The following is an 18,380-nucleotide window of genomic DNA, read 5'->3' on the forward strand; positions in this document are numbered from 1 at the left end:
GGGTGAAATGACGACGAGTTTCCGCAGTTCAGCGCAGGTAGCACCTGCGCATACGGAACCCCGTCCCCGCACCGAGCACTCCACACTGCCTTCGGTACAAGACGCCCTGCCGTTTCGAGCCCCTGCGGCCGCCCTCGCGCCCTCGTCCGCGAAGTGTCGTTCCGAGCCCGCGGCACGTTCAGCTCGGGCTGTGTCGCTACTCCCCGTCACCCTTCCGAGTATCTCGCCGGCCGAGAACCGCTCCGGGCGGAACCGGGGCGCGCGAGCAGTGCCAGCACGCGTGCGACTGCCGTCGCCGCTGGCTCGTGCTCCCATATGCGCACGACGGTCCAACCCAGCTCGGTGAGCATGCGGTCTGTATCGCGGTCTCTCGTTCGATTCGCAGCGAGCTTGGCATTCCACCACTCACTGTTGGCCCGCGGGCTCGTACCGTGCTCCGGGCAGCCGTGCCAGAAGCAGCCGTCGACGAAGACAGCGACCTTGGCTCGGGTGAACGCGACGTCGATCGTGCGGCGACGCTGTCCCGGAACCGGGAACGCGACGCGATACCTGAGACCCCGGGAGAAGAGTTCGCGGCGCAGGGCCAGCTCGGGCGCTGTGTCTCGCCTGCGAGCCGTGCTCATCCTCCGCGAGACCTCGGCTGATGACGAGCCAGGGTGCGCGGGTACATGCTGCGTCCGCGCGGCTCCCGCTTCCATCACGCGTCACGTGCCCTTCGCTCTTGACCGAGGACGTTCGCCCCCCGAACCTGGCCTCTTCGTTCTTGACCTATTCGTGCACGCCCGCCCCGTTCCTTCGAGTCGGGCTAGGACCCGAAGCACCTGGTGCGTCGAACCAGTCCGCCGCGCTGAAGACACGGACCGGAGCGTCGAGCTCGTCCACAGGAACGGCCTCGATGATCCTCCGGCCGGCGGGCGTGAGCTTGAGCAAGTCCTTGTCGCGGCGGACGTGCTCGCGCAGGATGTGCCGGACGACGCCGACGTTCACGCCGTTGCCCATCTGCTTGTAGGTCGCTGCGGCACGCTGATCACCGAAATCGAACCACTCCGGTAGTCCCTGCAAACGGGCGGTCTCGCGCGGCGACAAGCGTCGTTCCAACGGGCCGATGATCGACGTCTGCGTGATCGCAACGAGCGCCGGCAGGTACGTCGGACGCTTCGCCCGGATACCGGACGGACGGAAGTGCATCACCGTGTCCCACAGGCGCGGTGCGTCCTGAGCCTGCCACTCCAGCTTGCGACGGGACGCCGGGAACAGGTCGGTATAGACACCCCAGCGGTACGCCCACTCGATGATCTCCGCATAGCGCTGCTCGAACAGGTCGTAGTTGCGACGCAGGTGCGACTGCTTCCAGGCGGGCAGGGTCCTATCGATCACAGGCCGCTTGACCGAGGCAGGGACGAAGCCCTCGGGCATGTCCGTGCGCGCGACGAACCGCTTGCGGTCGTGGATCAACTCGCGCTCCGGCGTCTGGAACTTGCGGGCGGCCACGAGCTTCCCTAGTTCGGGGAAGTCGGTCCACGAGTCAGCCCAGTAAGGAAAGCCCTCCAACCGTTTGCCGGACGCGCGTCGGATCGTTGCCTCAAAGTCGTCCCATGCGTCGATCCACAACGTCTCCGTCTCCGTGAGGCGCAGGTCGACGTTCTCTGGAACCGGGTCATCCTCACGGATGATCCCGCTGGTGAGCAGGTTCCAGCCGGTCTCAGGGTCACCCGGCTGGAACAGATCGGTCGACCCCTCGGCGGCAGGGAACCGATCCGTCATCGTTGCAACCGGGTTGGGACCGAGCGCCTGAGGATCGATCTCGCCCTCCTCGGTGCGTGGGATCCTCTCGTCCCGCAGGTGCTCCGGGATGAGCGTCGCGGTGATGAAGACGCGCTCCCGGACCTGGGGAGTGCCGCCCATCCATGCCGGTAGCAGGTGGGGCGAGAAGATCGCGGGCGCGCCCGAGACTTCGTAGCCAAAGAACCGCAGGGTCTCGATGATGGTCAGCCACTCGTGGCGGTGACGCGGCCCAACGAGGTTGCGGACGTTCTCAAGGATCAGGACCGTTGGCTCGCGCTCCTCGATGATCCTCGCGATGTTCCAGAACAGGGTGCCGCGGGTCTCCGCCATGCCGTGCTGGGCACCGGACTTGGAGAACGGCTGGCAGGGGAACCCGCCCGTCAGGACGTCGATCGAGCCGTCGTAGCCCCGGAGCGTCACACCGTCGTCGTTCGCGTCCTTGGTGATGTCACCTAGCGCGGGCTTGTTCCAGTTGCGTTCGTAGACGGCGGCGGCGTCCCTGTCGATCTCGACCGCGTACTCGCACACACCGCCAGTGGCAGCCAGGGCGGCATGGAACCCACCGATGCCTGCAAACAGGTCGATGAAGCTGTACTTTGCGTCGGCCTTGCTCAACTGGTCTCCCACCTCTGAAGCTTGACAGCTCTCCGCGCCTTGCGCAAGTAGGGCGCGCCCGACTGCGGAAGAGCTGTAGACAACCTAGCTCGCGACACCAACACGGCGTACCCACTCGTCCACAGGGCTCGGTTCCGCGCCGCTCGTCCGTCACAGACTCGTTGCGAAGACGTACTCCGCGACCGCGCGTCGTGTCCGAAAACGGCCGAGCACCGCGCACACACCCTGCCTGCGAGGCAGGTCTGGTACGACTTGGCCATGGGTCTCCGCTCCTTCTCAGACGTCCCGAACCGAATCGTGCGGCTGTACCTCCAAGAGGCCGGTCGCCAGTACGACGCCAACCGTGGTCTGCCGCGGTTCGGCTCGATGACTCGCGCCCTCATCGCGAGGTTCGGGTCGTGCTGCGCGTACTGCGGCGAACCGGGCCTACGACTTGTCGAGGAGCACCTCGTCCCGATCAACCGAGACGCCGTCGGGCTGCACGCCTGGGGCAACATCGTCCCGGCCTGCAAGCCCTGCAACGACATCAAGTCCGGGAAGCCCTGGTCGACCCATCCCATGCTCGATGAAGCCCGACGCACAGCGATCGCCGCCTACGTCGCCGAGTACGACTACGCGCCGAACGTCACCGAGCTCCGCACGGTGGTGGAGAAGCTCTATGCCCTCGCCGACAGCCAGACACGATCACTGGTGGACTTCGGCCTCGTCGCCTCGCGACCGTTCATCACTGGCCTCCACGTCGACGCCGGCAACGGTGTCAGACACGTAGATCGCTCGGCAGCTCAGGCAGTGCGCTGGAGAAGATCAAGAAGTTGTCGATGTGCTTCTTCAGGATCTTGACCTTGGGCTCGCGCGCGGCACCGCTGGGTTGCCGGCCCTGGTGATGGTCACCGAGAACGAGACTAGCGTTCGCCTCGTTCACCTCAAGCACCTGCATCCGGGCAAAACGCACCGACTCCTTGAACCGCCCAGAGTAGGAGAGCGGGCTGTACTTCTTGCCCTGAACGTGCCCGACGGACCGCCGCCACTCGTTCCACTCGATCGTGGCGACGTCGCCGTTGTCCTTCCCGTGCACGGTGTCGTGCTCGTAGATCACGTACCAGAACTGACCGAACTCCTCGAGGCACCGGACCAGGTCGTCGCGGTCGTTGCCGATGGCCTCGTGCTTCTCGATGTTGGAGGCCTTCAGATCACCGTAGAAGTCGACACGCGGTCCGTCGTGGAAGACCAGGTCGTAGTCGTAGCCCCCGCGCTGCTTCTTCTTCTGGAACCGGACGATGTCAGCAAGCCCCTCCGCTCTCACGAACCTGTCGAAGCGGTACTCGAGGTAGAAGCCAGCCCACTCGTTCTGAAACCTGTCGGGCCAGGCGGCGGCGTGCATCTCCTGAACTGCGTCGAGGGCGCGGAGCCAGCTGCCCGTGAAGAAGTCCTCGTTGAACCGCCGGAAGACATCGATGCTCGGGTGAGTCGTGTCTGCGAGGCCCAAGACGTAGTCGGCGAACAGCTCAGTCCGGACGCTGGTCAGACGGTTCCCGTTGCGATCGACGCGCTCGAACACGCCCAGCGTCTGCGCCTGGTGCAGGTCGTTGGTCGCGACGTGGGCGGCAGAGTTGTTGGCAGCGCGCTGGATGTACGTCCGCGGGTCGAAGTCGACGAAGACGGTGACGCTGCGGTACCGGTAGATGCCGACAAAGCGGGTCACCAGTCCGTCGCGCGTGGCCTGACGCTCGACCTCCAGCCACGCCTTCGGGATCTGGATGCGCTTCCTGTAAGCGGGCCATGGGTACCCGAGGTGCGTCACCTGCGCCTTGAGTATGACCTGGTCGCGGAACCTGACCACGCGGGCACCGCCGTACGTCGAAGTCGTGGCGCCGGGTAGTGCGGACAGGAGGAGCTCGTTCTTCTCCTTCTCGGTGAGCGTCGTGTCGACGTCTGGAACGAGCTCGCCGTCTGGGCCGATCTGGTCAACGACGATTGATCCCACGCGCGCTCCTGCAACTGGTTCTCGTTGGACTGCGGATCACCTAGCCGACCCGAAACGCCGCGCTCGAGGCGCGGTCCGCGCTAACTCTGGCACAGGGGTACGACACTCTCGCTCGGGCACACCACGGGCACACCGCGGCACTTCCCCCGCCGAGGCAATCGAGCGGCGCGGTCAGAGAGCGAGTTGTGCGGCACTGCCACCGTTGTCCAAGGTCGATCAAGGTCGCCCTCACGCAGTACCAGTTAGCACTCGCGTGGAATCTCGCGTGGAGTCACAGTCGTTCCGGTCCTCTCGGTCGAGGACCTCGGGGAACGCCGAAGGCCGCTGACCAGGACTTTCATCCTGACCAACGGCCTTCAAGGAGTGGAGCTAGGGGGATTCGAACCCCCGACCTTCTCATTGCGAACGAGACGCGCTACCAACTGCGCCATAGCCCCTTGAGCGGTGTACAGACTAACACCCCGGGGGCGGGGTCTCGCAAACCAGCCACCCCCGGGGGAGCTACTGCCCCGCGGCCCGGCGACGCGCGAGGATCTCGTTGAGATCGAGGCCCAGCGTCTCCGTCCTGGGCTTGCGCTCGTCGCCGTCCGCGGGCTCGGGAGCGCCGTTCGCCGGGTCGCTCGCACCCGACGGCGCACGCTCGGCACGGGTCGGCGCATCCGACGCGACACCGTCCGCGACGGCGTCCTCCGCTCTTGTCGGAGACACGTCGTCGGCCGTGAGCGGAGCGGGCTCGCGACGCGGTGCCGTGGCCTTCATCGTGTACGTCGGCGGCGGGACCGGGACGGGGTCCCACGCTCGCCCCGACGGGACGTCGGCGCGCCGCGTCTCGGTACGCTCCGGCGCAGGCTCCTCGGAGTCCGAGCCGGTGCCGGCGCCGTCGGACGCCGTCGTGCTCGCCGGGGTGCCGCGCTCGCGCGCGGACGAGGCGGTCGACGCCGGAACGGCCTCGGCCGTCGCCGCGGCCGTCGCCCGTGCGAGGTCCTTGGCCGTGACGCGCGGGATCATCTGGGTGCTCACCTGCGAGCCGTGCACGGCGCGACCGGTGACACGGGGCCGCACGTTGCGCGGCGCGGCGGGGCTGCCGAGGACCGCCCCCCGTGCCGCCCGTGCGGCGGCGCGGCGCTCGGCCAGCCAGGCGGCGTCGGACCGCTGCGCGGCGAGCACCGCACGACGGCCCAGGACGAGCACGAGCCCGAGGACCGCCGTCGGGACCAGGCCGGCCCACCACGGGACGAATCCCAGCGCGACGACGACCCACACCGCCACGCTCGCGAGCAGCAGCACGACCGTGAGCGCGAGCCTGCGGCGCGCCGCGGCGGCGCGCCGTTCGAGGAGGGCGAGCCGGGACGACTCCGGACGTGGCTGCGCCCCGCGAGAGGGTGACGCGCTGACGGTGCTCCCCATGGCGTGCGATCCCTCCTCGTCGTGCGTCCGGCCGTCCGACCGGTCCTGCTGCCCTGCTCCCCCGCTCCCGAGGAGGGCGCGGGCCCCACCTGCCGCGTCGCCCGGCCCGGCCGCGATGGCCGCGACGGTCGAGACGCCGTCGAGCCTCGCGTCCCACCGGTCGAGCGCCCCGCCGGCCGGGCCGGCGACGGCCAGGACGCGCAGGGATCCCGAGAAGCGATCCTCCGTGCGCGCCTCCAGCAGCTGCTGCCGGTGACGCACCCGGTGGGGGACGTAGAACCCGAGCCACAGCAGCACCACCGCGAGCGCGACGATCCCCGAGGCCGATTCCACATCACGACGGTAGGCGAGGCGCACGGCGACGCCCCGCACGCGCCCCGGCGTGTCGGACGCCTCAGGTGGCCTCGCGCCGTGTTGCCTGCCACCGGGCGAGGAGCCCGTCGGGGACCTCCTCGCTCGTGATCGCGAAGGTCCGGTGGTCACGCCACGCGCCCTGGATGTGCAGGTAGCGCTCGCGCGTGCCTTCGTCGCGCAGCCCGAGCTTCTCCACGACGCGCAGGCTCGGGCCGTTCTCCGGGCGGATGTTGATCTCGATCCGGTGCAGCCCGAGGACGGCGAAGCAGTAGTCCGTCGCCATCGCGACGCTCGTCGGGATGATCCCGCGACCGGCGACGTGCTCGCTCACCCAGTAGCCGATGCTCGCGCCGCACAGCGACCCGTACGTGATGGACGAGACGGTGAGCTGGCCGACGAGCTCGCCGTCGAGCTCGACGGCGAACGGCAGCGACGTCCCGGCACGCGCCTGGGACGACAGCACGCGGACGTACTCGGTGAACGTCGGCGGGCCGCCTGCCGTCCCCGGGCGCGGCGACGTGCCCTCCCACTGCTCGAGCCACTCCGCGTTGCGCGCGCGCAGCCGCATCCAGGTCTGGGCGTCACGACGGCGCAGCGGCCGGAGCACGACCGTCCCGTCGAGCGCGTCCTCGCGGAGCGTCACGGGCCACGGCTTGGCGACGGTCCAGCCGCGCGCGATCTTGTGCGTCATCCGGCGGTGACCGTCCTCGGTGTCTCTCGGCGGGCACGGGCGGGCGCCCGGTCCTCGGTGCACAGGGTGGCACCACCGGGCGCCCGCACGCCACCGGCCGGTGACCCGGGCACACCCGACGGCGACCGACGTCGTCAGCCCAGCGTGACGACGACGCTCACCTCGGTCCCGGCCGGCTGCGCGGGGATCGGCGCGGCCGGGTCGTGCTCGACGCCGTCGACCGTCACCGAGCGCACGCCCTTCGACACGTGGTCCGGGTTGCGGACCTCGATGTCGTAGACCGCGCCGCGCCACTCGCGCCGCACCTCGAACCCGTCCCAGTCCTTCGGGATCGAGGGGTCGACGACGAGCCCGTCGAGCGCGAGGCGCACGCCGAGGACGTACTTGGTCACCGCGGTGTACATCCAGCCGGCCGTGCCCGTGAGCCACGGGTTCTGCGCCTTGCCGAACCACTCGTGGTCGCGGCCGTAGAGGAACTGGACGTAGGCGTACGGCTCGGCGCCGCGGACCTCGATGTTGTCGTTCTGGTGGTACGGGAGGATCGCGTCGTAGAGCTGCACCGCCTCGTCGCCGCGCCCGAGCATCGCCTCGGCGATGATCGGCCACGCGTTCGGGTGGGAGAAGATCGCCGCGTTCTCCTTGATGCCGGGGTAGACGCGCGTGACGAACCCGACCGTGTCGTCGACCGTCGTGAACGCCGGCCAGTTGAGGTGGCTGCCGTACTCGGAGCCGAGCAGCTCGCGCACCGCGTCCATCGACGCCTCGCCGCGCTCCTGGCTCGTGATGCCCGCGATGACGGGCCAGGCCTGGTGCTCGAGGAAGATCTTGCCCTCGGCGTTCTCCGCCGAGCCGATCTTCACGCCGTCGCGCGTGTATCCACGGATCCACCAGCGCCCGTCCCAGAGCTGGGTGTCCGCGACCTTGGCGATGCGCTCGCGCTCGGCCGTGAACCGCACGACGTCCGCCTCGGCCCGCTCGTCGCCCGCCGCCGCGAGCGGCTCGGCGATCTCGAGGAACGCGCCGATCGCCCATGCGTGGAGGAACGTCACGAGCGACGTCTCTCCCCCGCCGAGGTTGAGGCAGTCGTTCCAGTCGGCGCGCAGCCCGAGCGCGACGCCGTTCTGACCCACCTGCTGCGCGGAGAACTCGAGCGCGCGGACCAGGTGGTCGTAGACGGTGCCGGGCGTGCCCTCCGCGAACGGGATCTCCAGGTCGAGGAAGGACCGGTCGCCCGTCTCCTTGACGTACTCGACGACCGACGGCACGAGCCACAGGTGGTCGTCCGAGCACGTGTCCTCGAGCCCGTGGATGAGGTCCTTCGGGTCGACGGTCGGGACGATCGTCGGCGACGGGACGTCGGGCAGCTTCTCGGCGTCGGGGTCGAACGCCTTGGGGTCGAACAGGTGCAGGCCGTACCCGGCCTCCGTCTGGGCGCGCAGGAGCTCGACGATGCGCTGGCGCGTCTTCGTCGGGTTGGAGTGGATGACGCTCATGACGTCCTGCGCGGTGTCGCGGTAGCCGAGGCCGGCGCGCCCGCCCACCTCGACGAACGACGCGAACCGCGACCACTGCACGCACGTCTCCGCCTGGAGCAGCGTCCAGGCGTTGATCATCGTGTTCATGCCCTCGTGCGGTGTGCGGATGCGCAGCTTGTCCTGCTTGGCGCGCCAGTACCCGCGCAGGCGCTCGCGCTCGGCGTCGACCGTCGCGACGTCGGCGTACTTCGCCTGGATCGCACGCCCGGCCTCGTCGCGCGAGCCGTACCCGAGCATGTAGACGAGACGCTTGGTCTCGCCCGGCGCGAGCGTGACCTTGTGCTGCAGCGCGCCGCAGTGGTTCTGCGTCGTGGCGCTGGTGTTCGAGCCGTGCCCGCGCTCGATCGCGATCGGGTTGGCCTCGGACCGGTAGGGCCCGATGAAGCTGTCGCGCAGCGAGTCGTACGACGACGGCGTCTCGCTCGACGCGAAGTAGTGGAACGTCCACGGCTCGTAGTAGAAGTCGTACTCGATGATCCCGTCCTCGTAGGAGGACCCGGACGCGTAGAGCGACATCTGCAGGTTCTGGTTGTCGATCGTGATCGTGTGGAAGCTGAACTCCACGTACGACCCGACGGTGAGCTCGCGCACCTCGTCCGTCGTGTTGGTGACGCGCACGTCCCACAGCTCGACGTCGTCGTCGAGCGGGATGAACACGGTCTGCTCGGCGTCGATGCCCTTGTACTCCGAGCGGAACGTCGTATAGCTCAGCCCGTGACGCGTCGTCCAGCGTCCCGCACCGCCCGCGGGGTCGAGCTCCTCGTCCGGCCCGACGAACGGCTTGCCCACCGGCTGCCACGACACCGACCAGTGGTCGCCGTCGGCGTCGTCGCGCAGGTAGACGTAGTGGCCCGGCCGGTCCAGCGGGACGCCGTTCTGGCGGAAGCGCGAGATGCGCCCGTACTGCGAGCTCTTGTAGTACGAGTACCCACCGCCGGTGCTGGACAGGACCGTGCACAGGTCACGCGTCCCGAGGTAGTTGGTCCAGGAGACGGGGACGTCGGGGCGCTCGACGACGTACTCGTCGCGCGCGGTGTCGAAGTGGCCGTAGCGCATCGTGTGCTCTGGTTCCTATCCGGAGTGCTGCGAGGTGGGGCTGGGGGCGGGTGGGTGCCGGTCAGACGCCGGCGGTGACGAATCCCTGGAGCCACTCGAGGAGCTCGGCGGCCTTCTCGGGAGAGTCCGCCTCGACGAACATGCGCAGGACGGGCTCGGTGCCGGAGAACCGCAGCAGCGCCCAGTTGTCGTTCTCGAGGAGGATCTTCGTGCCGTCGAGGTGCGAGACCGAGACGACGGGGTACGGGCCGACGTGCGTCAGCGGCTGCGCCTCGAGGCGCCGGGGCACCTCGACCCGCATCTCCGGCGTCGCGGGCACGCCCGCCTCGAGCGTGTACAGGCGGCCGGTGATCTCGTAGATCATCGCGCGCAGCTCGGAGATCCGCTTGCCCGTGCGGGCGAGCATCTCGGCGACGAGCGCGCACGCGAAGATACCGTCCTTGCCGAGGATCCAGCCGCGGACCGTCAGGCCGCCCGACGACTCGCCGCCCAGGACCGCGTCGATCTCCGCCATGCCCGCCGTGACGTGCTTGAAGCCGACCTTGACCTCGCGCGACTCCTCGCCGAGGTGGGCCGCGAGGCGGTCGAGCAGGTGCGTCGTCGCGAGGTTGCGCACGACGCCGCCCTTCTCGCCCCGCACCTCGTGCAGGTACCAGTAGAGGAGCAGGAGGAGGTCGTTCGTCGAGATGTACTCGCCGGTCTCGTCGACTATGCCGATGCGGTCGGAGTCGCCGTCGGTCGCCATGCCGAGGTCGTAGCGTCCGCCGCCCTGCTGGATCATCGTCACGAGCGTGCTCAGCCGCTGCAGGTCGGGCGCCGGCGCGATGCCCCCGAACAGCGGGTTGTGCGTGGCGTGGATGAACTCCGCCCGCACGCGCATGTCCGACAGGATCGTGCCGAGCGTGAGCTGGCTCGTCCCGTACATCGGGTCCACGACCACCTGCAGGTCGGAGCCGCGCACGGCCTCCACGTCGACGATCTCCTCGATCGCGTCGACGTACGGGTCGGTGAGCACGCGGTCCACGACGACGCCCGTGCGGCGCGCGACGTCGATGTCGAGCGTGATGACGTCGTCGACGGACAGCGCGTTGGCCTCGTCCTGGTAGCGGTCGGTCTCGTCGTCGAGCGGCAGCGAGCCGTCCTGGCGGAACACCTTCATGCCGTTCCACTCGGGCGGGTTGTGGCTGGAGGTGACGATGATCCCGTACGCCGCGCCGAGGTAAGGCGCGGCGAACGTGACGAGCGGCGTGGGGACGTCGTCGGGCAGGAGCGTCACCGCGATGTTGTTGCCCGCGAACACCTCGGCCGCCGCGACGGCGGACTCGCGCGACAGGAACCGGCGGTCGCCGCCGATGACGACTCCCTTCGCGTCGAGCCCCCGCCGTATCGTCTCGTTGGCGATCGCCTGGCACAGCCGGCGCACGTTCGCGAGCGTGTACCCCTCACCGATCACGGCACGCCAGCCGCCCGTGCCGAACACGATCTTCGTGTCCGTGTTCTTCTTCGGCACGAAGAGGCGCTTGAGGACGATGTCCGCGGCCTGGGCGAGTTCGTCCGGCGTGTTGATCCCCCGCACCTCGTCGACGTCGACGATGCGGTATGACGAGATCCGCCGGCCCGCGCCGATGACGCGGCGCGCGAGCTCGGTGAGGCGGTGCTCACTGTCGGCCGCCATGCGCTCCAGCTCGGCGAACAGCAGGCCCGGCGCCGCGACGTACGCGCCGACGTTGATCTCGGCGCGCGGCTCGGCGACGGCCCCCGCGAGCTCCGACGACTCGAGGATCGCCGCGATCTCCCCCTCGGCGCGCACGACGCGCCCGTACCCGTCCGGGTCGTCGACGACGGCCGACAGGAGCGACAGGTCCGCGCCGGTGAGCGTGTGCCGGTTGAGCAGCCCGAGCAGGGACTCCGAACGCAGGAGCGGGGTGTCGGCGTAGGCGACGAGGACGGTCGCGTCCGCGTCTGTGCCCGCGCCCAGGACCGAGGCGATCGTGCCGCGCGCGGCGAGCACGGCGTCGCCCGTCCCGAGGGGCTCGCCCTGCTCGACGTAGACGACGTCCTCGCCGAGCAGCTCGCGCACCGTGGGGTCGTCGGGCGAGACCACCACGACGATCCGGGACGCGTCCACGACCCGGCGGACGTTGGCGACCGCGAGCTCGACGACCGTCGCGCCCCCGAGGGGTTGCGTGAGCAGCTCGCGCGACGCGACGTCGTGCCCGGCGGCCAGGACGACGGCGGCGCGGGTCGTCGCGGGACGCGCGACCCGGGCGCGCGGGGTCCTCGCTGCGGTGATGGCGGTGGACATCGCGGGCGTCGTCGCGGTCATGGGCGTCCTCACTGGTCGGCACCTTCTGGTCGGCACTGCGGGCTGGTTCCGGACTTATTTGTCAGGAGTCCGTACTACTAATCGGTCCCGATCATAGGCACCTCGACCGCGCGCACGAAAGCGACACGGGACCGCGCCACGGCCGGAGCAGGCCCGTCGCACTCCCTCGGCCGGGTGACAATAGGGACATGAGTGGCCTGGCCCAGCCCTATCCCCTGCACGGAAGCATCGAAGCCGAGGACGCGAAGGAGATCCTCCGCAAGGCCATCCGCACCAACCGCCAGACGAGGTCCGAACGGCTCCGCAAGGAAGCGGCCGCTGCGATCGCCGACGTCGTCGAGACCATCCCCGAGGTCGCCGCCGCCACGTGCGTCGCGACCTACGCCGCGCGTCCCACCGAGCCCGGCACCCTCGCGCTCCTCGAACGACTCGCCGCACGCGACGTCCGGCTCCTGCTCCCCGTGCTCGGCGCCGGCCTGCAGCGCGACTGGGCCGTCTACGACGGCCCCGCCGACCTCCAGGTCCGCGCCCCCGGGCGACCACCCGAACCCGGGACGCCCACCCTCGGCCCCGACGCGATCTCGCAGGCCGACGTCGTCATCGCCCCCGCGCTCGCCGTCGACTCGCGCGGCGTCCGGCTCGGCCAGGGCGGCGGGTGGTACGACCGTGCCCTCGAGCACGTACGCCCCGGGACCAAGGTCGTCGCCGTCGTCTTCCCGGAGGAGGTGTACGACGCGGCGGACCGCCCCCTCCCGCTCGAGCAGCACGACAAGACCGTCGACGCCGTCGCGACCCCCCTCGGCTGGCGCTGGCTCCCGTAGCGGTCGGGTCGGGTTCACCGCCCGCGTGGTCGGGTCGGGTTCACCGCCCGCGTGGTCGGGCTGGGTGGCCGGGTCGGGTTTACCGCCCGCGTGGTCGGGCTGGGTGGCCGGGGTGGGTGGTGCGCTCGGGCTGCCGCGCCGTCACCCTGGTCCTTTCGTCCTCGCCTCACGAGCGCGGCTCTACGCCCTTCGCACACCACCCACCCCGACCCGGCTCCGGCCCACCACTGCCATCGCCAGGCCCACGAGTTGTCAGCACACCACGGGTCACAGCACCCGTCCGGCGCTGACAACTGCGCATCGCACGAAGCTGTCAGCGCTCCACCGGTCTCCAGACCCGTGGAGCGCTGACAAGTCAGATCGACCGGCAAGCGAAGTCCCGACCGGACCGGGCCACCGAACCCCGGCCACGCGGCCTCGCGCGACGACGGGCTGGACTAGCGGCGGGGGCGGACCGTGTGCGAAGGGCGTCAAGGGCGCGCTCGGGGAGCGAGGCCGAATGGACCAGGGCGACGGCGCGCCAGCCCGAGCACACGGTCCGCCCCCGCCGCGGGCGCAACCACGGACTGCCCAGCCGAGCCCGAGCACACGGTCCGCCCCCGCCGCGGGCGCAACCACGAACGCCCCGACCCGAGCGCTGCCGCCGAACTACGGGACCAGGGTCAGCTCGTCCTTGCCGGCCTCGGCGACTGCGGCGGTCGTGAACGGCCAGGGGTAGGTCTCGCCCGCGGCCCAGGTCTCGAGCTGGTCGGCGTAGTGCTTCGAGGCCGGGTGGGCCGACGTGCCCGTGACGGTGACCCAGGTGGAGCGGTCGAGGTCGTCGAGGTCGACGACCATGCGCATGGACGGGCCGGCCGTCACGCCGAAGGACCCGGACGCGGCGTCCCAGGCGGTCGCGTTGACGATCGACGAGCCGCCGGGCATGCCGACGGGGTTCGGGTTGACGTAGTCGCGCACGGGCCAGGGGATCGACTCCCCGCCGAGGACGGGGTGCTCGAGCGCGAGGACGTGCAGGTCGCCCCACGCCCAGTCCGTCGGCAGCTTGCTCTGCTCGACCGTCAGGTCGAGTCGCGCGGAGACCAGCGCCTGCGTGAGCACCTCGTCACGCGTCTCGACGAGGTTCACGGTCTGCCGGTCGTCCCAGAACGGGTCGGTCGGGTTCTCCAGGAGCCCCTGGACGACGGCGAGCCAGCGGCTCCCGCCGTTCGGCCGCGCCGACTCGGGCAGGTCGTCCCAGAAGGTGAGCTGGAGCAGGTTGCGCCAGACGGCCGCGAAGTAGGCGGCCGCGGCCGAGTCGGTGTCGGTGCGGTAGTCCCAGTCGGCGAGGAGCTCCTGGCCCTGGGCGGCGAAGTCGTCGTCGATCTCCTGGTCGAGCAGGCGCGGGACGAGCACCTCGGCGTACGGGCTGCGGTCGTCGATCTGGATCTCGTTCATGGTGTCGACGTCGATGGTGCGGCCCGCGGAGATCTCGGCCTCGAGCAGCTCGCGGATGCGCTGCGAACGGTAGCCGTGGTCCCAGTCCGTCGTGAGGAACGGCTCGACGCCGGTCGGGAGCACCGCCTGGTTCGCGGCGACGACGAAGCCCTCGGCGGGGTCGACGACGCGCGGCATCTGCTCGCTCGGGACGTAGCCCTGCCAGTCGTACCGCTCGTCGGAGCCGTCGCGCGGCCACGTGCCGTCGGACGGCACCTCGGCGTCGGGCACGGCCTGGCGGACCGGGATCTTTCCGGGCGCCTGATAGCCGATGTGGCCGTCCGTCGTCGCGAACACGATGTTCTGCGCGGGGACCTCGAAGAGCGCGGCGGCGGCCTGCATGTCCTCGGCGTCCGCGGCGAGGTTGAACGCGAAGACGGCGTCCGCCGTCCGGCCCGGCTCGAGCGCGGTCCACTGGAGCGCGACGGCGTACTCCCCCAGGCGCGTGTCGAGGGCGGGCGTGCCGACGGACGCCTCGAGCTGCGGGATCGCGGCCGAGACGATCGGGCCGTGCACGGTCGAGCGGATCTCGAGGTCGACGTCGTCGCCGCCCGCGACGCGCAGCGTCTCCGTGCGGGTCTCGAGCGGCACCCACTCGTCGCCGCGCAGGTAGGTGTCGTCGCGCACGCGCTCGACGAAGAAGTCGGTGACGTCCGCGCCCATGTTCGTCAGGCCCCAGGCGAGGTCGGCGTTGTGCCCGATGACGACGCCCGGGAACCCGGCGAAGGAGAACCCGGCGACGTCGAACGCGCACTGCGGACCGACGTCGTTGCAGTGCAGACCGACCTGTGCCCAGATGCCGGGTGCGCCGAGGGCGAGGTGCGGGTCGTTCGCGAGGATGGGCTTGCCGCTCGCGGTGTGCTCACCCGAGACGACCCAGGAGTTGGACCCCGTGCCCTCGCCGCGACCGATCAGCACGGGCACGGCGTCGAGCGCGCGGTCGGCTGACTCGAGGGCCGCCTGCAGGTGGTCAGACCCGTACTCCTCGCGGGCCCGGGGGCCGAGCTCGAGCGCGACCTGCTGCGGGTTCTCGAGCTCGCCGGGCTGGAGGATCGGCGCGTTGACGTCGCTCGGATAGGCCGGGAAGAGCTCCGCGACCCGGGCCGTGTCCTGGATCGTGCCGTAGGCGAGCGCCCGCTCGAGCTCGTCGTCGTAGTTGCCGCGCAGGTCCCACGCCATCGCCTTGAGCCAGGCGAGCGAGTCGATCGGGTCCCACGGCTCGGGGTCCGCGACGTCGACCTGCAGGCCGAGCACCGTGTACTCGAGCGCGATCTCGCTCGGGCTCCGGTTCTCGAGGTAGGCGTTGACGCCCTCGGCGTACGCCTGGAGGTACGCCTTCGTCTCCGGCGAGACGATCTCCCACTCCTGCTCGGCGACCTCGCGCCAGCCGAAGGTGCGCGTGACCGTGTCGGCCGCGATCGCGTCGGGGTTGTCGCCCACGAGCTCGGCCATCCTGCCGGACGTCACGTGCCGACGGTAGTCCATCTCGAAGAAGCGGTCCTGCGCCTGGACGTAGCCCTGGGCCCGGAAGAGGTCCTCGGGCGTGTCCGCGTAGATCTGCGGGACGCCCTGGGCGTCCCGGAGCACCGTGACCTCGCTCTGCAGGCCCGTGAGCTCGATCTCCCCCGAGGCCTGCGGCAGCGGCCGGCGGACCGTGGCGACGACGAACACCGCTCCGGCCACGAGGGCCAGCACGAGGAGCACGGCGACCCCGATCAGGACCCGGCGGCGCGTCGACCGGCGACGCCGTGGCGGCGGAGCACCGGCGTCGGCCGGGCTCGCGGGAGCAGCGCCGGGAGGAGCATCACCAGCAGGGGCCTCGGCGGGTTCGTGCACAGACACGGATGCGAGACTACCTCGGCCCGTGTCGCGCACCGGCCCGCGTATGATTGGCACTCGGAAGTTTCGAGTGCCAGGCGGTGTTGAGTCGGTCGGACCGCCGAGCCCGACCCGCCGCACGCCGCCCAGCGGCCGTCTCGTGAACGAGGAGAACCCGTGCCCACCTACGCGTACACGTGCACCGCCTGCGGTCACGCCTTCGACATCCACCAGTCGTTCAGCGACGACGCCCTGACCGTGTGCCCCGAGTGCTCCGGGCGTCTGCGCAAGGTGTTCTCGTCCGTCGGTGTGACGTTCAAGGGTTCCGGGTTCTACCGCACCGACTCCCGCTCGGGCGGCGCGTCGTCGAGCGCGCCCGCCGCGAAGCCCGCTGCCGCGTCCACGTCCTCCTCGACCGGATCGTCCGGCAGCTCGAGCGGTTCGAGCTCCTCCGGCTCCTCGGCGAGCACCTCCGCCGCGTCCTCCTGACCGGCGGTCCGCCTTCGGCGCGACGCCGCCGCCCAGGGCGGACCACAGACCTCCGGCCGTGACTGCTCCCGCCGCCTGCTCCGCGCGCCGTCCACAGGCGGCGGTCCCGACCGGGCGCGACGTACCGGCTCGGCGCTACGGTCGGCGACCATGGCTCCCTGGTCGTCTCGTCCTCGTGCGTCGTCCGACGCCGGCCCGCACCCGACGAGGTCCGCGCTGCCCCGCCGTGCGCGCGCGCTGTGGTGGCGTGCTCGTCTCGTCCTGGCTGCGCTGTGCTGCGGTGTCGCCGCGTCGCTGATCGTGTCGGCCGCGCGGCCCGCTCCACCCCCGACGACGCCGGTCGTCGTCGTGGCGCGCGCCGTGCCCGCCGGTGCGACGCTCACGGCCCAGGACCTCCGGGTGGACCAGGTTCCGGCGCGGCTCGTCCCGGAGGGTGCCTCCTCGCGGGCCGACGACGTCGCCGGGCGTCGCGCGTCGGTGGCCCTCACGCCGGGCACCCTCGTCCAGGGCTCGCTCGTCGCCGCGGGCGAGCTCGCGGCCGCCGCGCCCGACGGGACCGTCGTCGCGCCGGTGCGCCTCGACCCGGGCGTCGCCGCTCTCCTCGGCGCCGGGGACCGCGTGGACCTGCTCGTCGCCTCGGACGGCGTCGCGAGCGACGTCGGCGCGGTCGGCGCGACCGACCCGCTCGACCCGACGGGGAGCACGTCACAGGACCCGGGGACGAGCCCGGTCCACGACCCCTTTCTGGCGCGGGGCGCCGTCGTCGTGCCGAGCCCGGAGCCCGCGGACAGCGGCGGGCTGCTCGGGACCGGCGCGTCGGGGACCGACACCGTCACGCTGGTCGCCGTCCGTCCCGAGGAGGCCGTCCGGCTCGCCTCGGTCACGGGGTGGGCGACGATCACGGCCGTCCTCGTCCCCTGACCGCGGTGGTCGTCGCCCCATGACCGGCGCCAGTCAACCGGTCCGCGGGTGCGACCTCCTGTCCCGTGGTCGGCATCGACGGACCAGGGCGCCCGTTTTGCCCCGGCGGACGTCCGTTGAAAGGATCACCCGGCACAGTCATGGCACCGCAGCCACGCGGGACCACCGACGTGAAGGGATCCATCCATGCAGAACGTGCTCAACGGGTTCAAGGAGTTCGTCCTCCGAGGCAACGCGATCGACCTGGCGGTCGGCGTCGTCATCGGCACGGCCTTCTCCGCCATCATCACCTCCGTCGTCAACGGCCTGATCAATCCGCTCGTCGCGGCGATCTTCGGCCAGCCCGACCTCACCGGCGTCGGCAACTTCACCATCAACGAGGCGAACTTCAGCCTCGGTCTCATCCTCGACGCGCTCTTCAAGTTCCTGTGCGTCGCGATCGCGCTCTACTTCTTCATCGTCCTCCCGATGAACCACCTCGCCGCGCGCCGCAAGCGCGACGTCGAGCCGGAGCCGGCGGCGCCGGCCGAGGACGTCCGCGTCCTGCAGGAGATCCGCGACATCCTCGTGGCGCAGTCCTCCGGCCCGGGCGGGTCGGCTGCGGGAGGGCCGACGCCCGGCGGCCCGACCCCGCCGCGCAACCTCTGAGCACCACCCACCCGACGAGCAGGCGGTCGTGACCGGTCCCGTAGACAGGCGGCCACGACCGCCTCTCGCGTGTCGAGAGGGCTCGGCCCGTCAGTCGCGCCCGTAGTGCGGCGGGACGTCACCCAGCAACCGAGCGTCGTTCGCGCCGGTCCCGGCACCGCCCGGCCGCGCGTCGTCGCCCCACCCGTCCGCACGCTCGTCGGCGCTCGCCCCTGGCACGGACGTCGTCTCGGTCCCCCGCCGCACGGCACGACGCGCCCCCCGACGCCGCCCCCCGCCGTCGGGCACGGACGAACGGTCGGACGAAGTCTCGGACGCGCTGCTCACGCCTCCATGGTCCCACCGACAGGAAAGAGTCCCGTCGGACGAGGAACCCCGACACCGCCGTGCTGGGCCTGACGGGGGCGGAGAAGGTGACCCGACATGGCGGGTCGGACGCGCGCGCCGTTCCCGGCCG

Annotated in this window: 14 protein-coding genes and 1 tRNA gene; 5 read left to right on the plus strand and 10 right to left on the minus strand. The window is 70.9% G+C overall.

Translation table 11 applies throughout. The features are described from left to right. Window positions 1–206: 206 nt before the first annotated feature. A complete protein-coding gene (locus AC4H2H_RS09735) occupies window positions 207–698 on the minus strand; it encodes a very short patch repair endonuclease (protein WP_494370610.1) in 492 nt (163 codons plus the stop codon). 70 nt (window positions 699–768) lie between these two features. Then, window positions 769–2,400 carry a DNA cytosine methyltransferase gene (locus tag AC4H2H_RS09740; protein WP_494370611.1) on the minus strand — a complete coding sequence of 544 codons (1,632 nt, stop codon included), beginning with the start codon at window positions 2,398–2,400 and terminating at the stop codon, window positions 769–771. A gap of 258 nt (window positions 2,401–2,658) precedes the next feature. Here AC4H2H_RS09740 and AC4H2H_RS09745 point away from each other — a divergent pair, with 258 nt between their 5' ends. Next, window positions 2,659–3,240 carry an HNH endonuclease gene (locus AC4H2H_RS09745; protein WP_494370612.1) on the plus strand — a complete coding sequence of 194 codons (582 nt, stop codon included), beginning with the start codon at window positions 2,659–2,661 and terminating at the stop codon, window positions 3,238–3,240. Here the strand turns inward: AC4H2H_RS09745 and AC4H2H_RS09750 are convergent. The 6 genes from AC4H2H_RS09750 to AC4H2H_RS09775 form a co-directional block, all read right to left on the minus strand. After that, window positions 3,158–4,384: a hypothetical protein gene (locus AC4H2H_RS09750; RefSeq protein WP_494370613.1), complete on the minus strand. Its 1,227-nt coding sequence runs from the start codon at window positions 4,382–4,384 to the stop codon at window positions 3,158–3,160. The genes AC4H2H_RS09745 and AC4H2H_RS09750 overlap by 83 nt on opposite strands. Before the next feature lie 364 nt (window positions 4,385–4,748). After that, window positions 4,749–4,821, minus strand: a tRNA-Ala gene (locus AC4H2H_RS09755). 64 nt (window positions 4,822–4,885) lie between these two features. Next, window positions 4,886–6,124, minus strand: a complete 1,239-nt coding sequence (locus AC4H2H_RS09760; protein WP_494370614.1) for a hypothetical protein — start codon at window positions 6,122–6,124, stop codon at window positions 4,886–4,888. 61 nt (window positions 6,125–6,185) lie between these two features. Next, entirely contained in the window at window positions 6,186–6,836 is a 651-nt protein-coding gene (locus AC4H2H_RS09765; RefSeq protein ID WP_494370615.1) for a GNAT family N-acetyltransferase, read from the minus strand. 134 nt (window positions 6,837–6,970) lie between these two features. Further along, the gene (locus AC4H2H_RS09770; RefSeq protein WP_494370616.1) at window positions 6,971–9,427 is read right to left on the minus strand and encodes a glycoside hydrolase family 94 protein; all 2,457 of its coding nucleotides are present in this window, start codon (window positions 9,425–9,427) and stop codon (window positions 6,971–6,973) included. 61 nt (window positions 9,428–9,488) lie between these two features. Next, window positions 9,489–11,753 carry an NTP transferase domain-containing protein gene (locus tag AC4H2H_RS09775; RefSeq protein WP_494370617.1) on the minus strand — a complete coding sequence of 755 codons (2,265 nt, stop codon included), beginning with the start codon at window positions 11,751–11,753 and terminating at the stop codon, window positions 9,489–9,491. 188 nt (window positions 11,754–11,941) lie between these two features. On the opposite strand from AC4H2H_RS09775, the gene AC4H2H_RS09780 reads away from it, so the two are divergent. Next, window positions 11,942–12,574 carry a 5-formyltetrahydrofolate cyclo-ligase gene (locus AC4H2H_RS09780; protein WP_494370618.1) on the plus strand — a complete coding sequence of 211 codons (633 nt, stop codon included), beginning with the start codon at window positions 11,942–11,944 and terminating at the stop codon, window positions 12,572–12,574. 648 nt (window positions 12,575–13,222) lie between these two features. Here the strand turns inward: AC4H2H_RS09780 and AC4H2H_RS09785 are convergent. Further along, window positions 13,223–15,742 (minus strand): penicillin acylase family protein, encoded by a 2,520-nt coding sequence (locus AC4H2H_RS09785; RefSeq protein WP_494370654.1) that lies wholly within the window; start codon window positions 15,740–15,742, stop codon window positions 13,223–13,225. A gap of 300 nt (window positions 15,743–16,042) precedes the next feature. Between AC4H2H_RS09785 and AC4H2H_RS09790 the strand changes: the two genes are divergently transcribed. The 3 genes from AC4H2H_RS09790 to mscL all read left to right on the plus strand — a co-directional run bounded on the left by AC4H2H_RS09790 (window position 16,043) and on the right by mscL (window position 17,923). Beyond that, a complete protein-coding gene (locus tag AC4H2H_RS09790) occupies window positions 16,043–16,354 on the plus strand; it encodes an FmdB family zinc ribbon protein (RefSeq protein ID WP_494370619.1) in 312 nt (103 codons plus the stop codon). 150 nt (window positions 16,355–16,504) lie between these two features. Continuing rightward, window positions 16,505–17,275: an SAF domain-containing protein gene (locus AC4H2H_RS09795; RefSeq protein ID WP_494370620.1), complete on the plus strand. Its 771-nt coding sequence runs from the start codon at window positions 16,505–16,507 to the stop codon at window positions 17,273–17,275. A 186-nt stretch (window positions 17,276–17,461) separates the two neighbouring features. After that, the gene (mscL, locus tag AC4H2H_RS09800) at window positions 17,462–17,923 is read left to right on the plus strand and encodes a large conductance mechanosensitive channel protein MscL (protein WP_494370621.1); all 462 of its coding nucleotides are present in this window, start codon (window positions 17,462–17,464) and stop codon (window positions 17,921–17,923) included. A gap of 90 nt (window positions 17,924–18,013) precedes the next feature. On the opposite strand, the gene AC4H2H_RS09805 is transcribed toward mscL, so the two are convergent. Beyond that, window positions 18,014–18,250 carry a hypothetical protein gene (locus AC4H2H_RS09805; RefSeq protein WP_494370622.1) on the minus strand — a complete coding sequence of 79 codons (237 nt, stop codon included), beginning with the start codon at window positions 18,248–18,250 and terminating at the stop codon, window positions 18,014–18,016. Between the last annotated feature and the right edge of the window lie 130 nt (window positions 18,251–18,380).

It is taken from the genome of Cellulosimicrobium sp. BMG9.22 (assembly GCF_059159975.1).

Excerpts from the sequence above, each read along its gene's own strand:
- AC4H2H_RS09735 (WP_494370610.1), bottom strand. The coding sequence starts at position 698 with ATGGAAGCGGGAGCCGCGCGGACGCAGCATGTACCCGCGCACCCTGGC.
- AC4H2H_RS09745 (WP_494370612.1), top strand. The coding sequence starts at position 2,659 with ATGGGTCTCCGCTCCTTCTCAGACGTCCCGAACCGAATCGTGCGGCTG.
- AC4H2H_RS09765 (WP_494370615.1), bottom strand. The coding sequence starts at position 6,836 with ATGACGCACAAGATCGCGCGCGGCTGGACCGTCGCCAAGCCGTGGCCC.
- AC4H2H_RS09770 (WP_494370616.1), bottom strand. The coding sequence starts at position 9,427 with ATGCGCTACGGCCACTTCGACACCGCGCGCGACGAGTACGTCGTCGAG.
- AC4H2H_RS09775 (WP_494370617.1), bottom strand. The coding sequence starts at position 11,753 with ATGACCGCGACGACGCCCGCGATGTCCACCGCCATCACCGCAGCGAGG.
- AC4H2H_RS09780 (WP_494370618.1), top strand. The coding sequence starts at position 11,942 with ATGAGTGGCCTGGCCCAGCCCTATCCCCTGCACGGAAGCATCGAAGCC.
- AC4H2H_RS09795 (WP_494370620.1), top strand. The coding sequence starts at position 16,505 with ATGGCTCCCTGGTCGTCTCGTCCTCGTGCGTCGTCCGACGCCGGCCCG.
- mscL (WP_494370621.1), top strand. The coding sequence starts at position 17,462 with ATGCAGAACGTGCTCAACGGGTTCAAGGAGTTCGTCCTCCGAGGCAAC.